This window comes from Flavobacterium sp., assembly GCF_044371705.1.
Lineage (GTDB): Bacteria > Bacteroidota > Bacteroidia > Flavobacteriales > Flavobacteriaceae > Flavobacterium.
The window spans coordinates 1-2736 of sequence record NZ_JBILTE010000263.1; the positions used below are offsets into that span (position 1 = coordinate 1).

General features: G+C 35.4%; 4 protein-coding genes. 1 reads left to right on the top strand and 3 read right to left on the bottom strand.

Going from position 1 to position 2736, the window contains the following annotated elements:
* The first annotated feature begins 134 nt into the window (after positions 1-134).
* Positions 135-731 carry a hypothetical protein gene (locus ACIQ2S_RS12705; RefSeq protein WP_396176570.1) on the top strand — a complete coding sequence of 199 codons (597 nt, stop codon included), beginning with the start codon at positions 135-137 and terminating at the stop codon, positions 729-731.
* A 127-nt stretch (positions 732-858) separates the two neighbouring features.
* On the opposite strand, the gene ACIQ2S_RS12710 is transcribed toward ACIQ2S_RS12705, so the two are convergent.
* The 3 genes from ACIQ2S_RS12710 to ACIQ2S_RS12720 all read right to left on the bottom strand — a co-directional run.
* Positions 859-1455, bottom strand: coding sequence for a hypothetical protein (locus ACIQ2S_RS12710; RefSeq protein ID WP_396176572.1), 597 nt, complete (start codon positions 1453-1455; stop codon positions 859-861).
* A 108-nt stretch (positions 1456-1563) separates the two neighbouring features.
* Entirely contained in the window at positions 1564-2118 is a 555-nt protein-coding gene (locus ACIQ2S_RS12715) for a hypothetical protein (RefSeq protein ID WP_396176574.1), read from the bottom strand.
* 43 nt (positions 2119-2161) lie between these two features.
* Positions 2162-2736 (bottom strand): two-component regulator propeller domain-containing protein (locus ACIQ2S_RS12720; protein ID WP_396176576.1); only part of this gene is annotated, 575 nt, incomplete at its 5' end.

Below are 2736 nucleotides of genomic sequence, written 5' to 3' on the forward strand. Positions count from 1 at the left end.
TTAACTGGAGATGAGGTATATGATGAATATGAAAGTTTTAAAAATGCTTCAACAAGTAGTACTGATAAAATAACAAATAGAAAATATCGTCACGAAGTTTTAAAAGAAATTATTAAACCTATATATTCTTAGCGATGACATTACAACAAGTTAGAGATAAGTTTATTGATACAATTACTGAATCACGAGACTTATATACTCATTGTTTAAGTCCAGTCGGTTTACATACAGATAGTGGTGTGGAAGCTGCTTTCATACAGTTACATAAAAATTGGGAAGTTTTTTTAGAAGAAATTCTTGTTTGTTTATTAAATGGACAGACAGTTATAAATGGTAATCCAATAACACCTAAATTGACTATTGCAGATAGAAATCTTGTTCGTACTATAATATATCAGGACAAAAATTATATAGAGTGGACAGATGAAACGATAATTAAAAAGAGATTTGAAAGACATTTGGATGTTCCAAACCGAATAATAGACACGTTAAACACTATTAGTATCGAATTGAAGGACATAACCAAAGTTCGAAATTTTATCGCACATAGTTCTGGTACTGCTAAGGAAAAATATGAAAATCTTGTTAGGTCAAGATTAGGTGGGAATCCAAATACAACTAGAGCAAGTTTTTTTTTAAAATCAACTGATCGTGACGATGCTAATCAAACATATTTCGACAAGTATATTGGAACTTTAGAAATTGCAGCTGAAAACATGATAGGTGCTTGAAAAGCACCGCAGAAGTTAATAGCACGCACCCAATCGAACAAGCGTCTCGCTCGCACCCACAAATAAAATCAGCAATTGATCATCTCAGATAAAACATACTTCTAAATCTATTTCAAAATTAATTTACCTAACACCCACCTTTCCGTGGCGTCCGTTTATAAATAATTTCACCCTCCCGTTCCACATAGTCACCCGACACAATTGGATAGGCATACTTGGGTGCATGAGATACATTTTTGCTTTTTAGACTAATTTTGTCATTCACTTTTAGCGTTCGTAAAAGGTCAAATTCTCTTTTTAAGTTCAAACTATTTTTACCGGGTTGTTCAATGCCAAAAGAAAGAATATACTCCTTGCCTTCTATTGCTATCATCAAGCCAAATCCTACTCTCGAACCTTCCGGAAGAGAAAGTGAAGTGACAACGGCTTCCATAGCTGTAAAACTTTTTATGGATGGCATGATTTTAGCTTCAGCGGCGTACACTTTTTGTCCGGCGGGAGAGGCTTCCCACTTTTTGAATTGGATTCCATCAGGACTCGCCTCCCATTTTTTTAATTCGGCATTTTTTTCTGCAGCTGTGAGTGGCTTTTGTTTTGAAATTATTGGAGCTTCCGATTTTATTTTATTTTTAGCAACCGATTCGTTGTTGAATTGTGTGAAGCTAAACACCAGTCCGCCAACCACTACTAATGTTAAGATGACTAAAGAAATAATTTTTTTCATGTTATTGATTTTTTTGATGATTTTTTATACCCTCTGAAAACTTCTCCCGAAGTCTAGGGATGAAAACTGTAACTGTCACTGAAAACTGTGACTGTCAACTGCCAACTGTTAACACCCATCAATCTTCAAACTCAACTTTCCATCCACATTCGAAAGAATAAAAGGTATTTTCTCTAACGTGCAACGCGGTTCAATGGTAAATTGAATATGTCCGGATACTTCAAAATTCTCGTTGGTTAGTACTTTTAAGGATTGTTTGTAGTAAGTGTTTTCTCGAACCAATTTTACAAAACCTTCATTTTCATCCACTTTTGATAAAGGGGTTTCAATGATGGCTCCATTGGTTTGTAAATGTTGCGGTTCTGTAAGCACAATGGTGAATTTTCCGGTAAAAGCTCCGCTTTCTGTCGGCGAAACAAAATAGCCATTCTTCTTTAAATTCATTTGAATGGAAAGTACATGTTCCTTATCGTTTTGTTTGTCGATGCGAATGATAGCGGTGTAAAGGGAGTCTTCTCGCACCAAATCGTCGCTAAAATAAGTTGGACCAACATACACGCTGTCAACCGCTGTGGTGTTTTGAGCCATGTCCTGTGAGTTTACCTCCGCACAATTATAATTGAACGAAAGTAGTAATAAGCCAAAAAATAAATTGTTGTTCATGATTGATGATTTTAATGATTTATAATAAATTGTTTTTGTATCGTTACCACGGTCCGTTTCTTGTAACATTCACAAAGGCATTATTTTCCAAACGATAAGCTCCTTTAAAACCTACAAACCAAAGTCGCTCTTGTTTATCTTGATAAATTTGGAAAGGGAATGGCGAAAAATCACCTTCTTTAATTTGTATTTTATGGAATGTTTCACCGTTGTAACTATAGATATCACGCTTATTTGCAGTAAACCAAATCGTACCGATTTTGTCTTCAAAAATACAGCCTACTCCTTCATCTTTGCCCAACAACTTTTCAGTGATGCTTATAAACGTAGCCCCATCGTAATGAAAAAGTCCGTTTACGGTGGAAATCCAATAGGTTCCATCTGCTCTTTCAATAATTCGATTCACAAAATTGGATAGCGATTGGTCTTTTGCTGAAATGTTCGTTAATGTATTTCCGTCAAACCTATATGCTCCACCATTGGTGGCAAACCACATATGGCCTTGACTATCTTCGGTAATGGAGTGAATCATTTTAGAAGTGCTAACTCCCATAGTTGGATTTACTTTTCCTTCCGGAATTTCAAACGGTGTAAATGCTTTGCCATCAAAAGTAAAGA